The sequence below is a fragment of the Dietzia sp. IBK-p2-15D genome, from assembly GCF_057773105.1.
Map to the genome: position 1 here is coordinate 1 of NZ_JBYMTK010000059.1, position 483 is coordinate 483.

The window sequence follows — 483 nt, forward strand, 5'->3', positions numbered from 1 at the left end:
TTAAAAACTTTGCTCTTGCAGATTTACCCGGAGCACCAATTCGTTGCACGGAACCTAAATCACCAACCATCACTGTTGCTGGCAAATAAACATTGTAGCATCCAGCAACCATACACTTCGGAACAGTTTCATTTTTCCCCAACAAACGCCATGACTTTCCATAATCTTCTGAATTTAGGACAAATTTGTTTGCTGGAATTTTCTGACAGCCATTGCACGAAGCGAGGGTGAATAGGCATGATAGTGATAAAAGTTTAATTAAAAATTTCATTTTTTAAATAATTTAATAGATGAACGATCCCATAAATTTCTGCAATTACGAAGATAAATCCTCCAACGAATTGCGGATAATTCTGGTTTTCTATGATGATTTGTCCGAAATGGCAATTCCAATACAAAATAACTGACGATATTAAGCCAATAACAATGCAAATCATGATTTTGTTGACTGTTTTCATATTTGATCAATTTTGATTTTTATGG

The 483-nt window shown here is 34.4% G+C and carries 1 protein-coding gene; it reads right to left on the reverse strand.

Features of this window, described 5'->3' with window-relative positions:
• A partial coding sequence (locus AC3DEV_RS16850) for a hypothetical protein (protein WP_488372844.1) occupies positions 1-271 on the reverse strand: 271 nt, incomplete at its 3' end.
• Between the last annotated feature and the right edge of the window lie 212 nt (positions 272-483).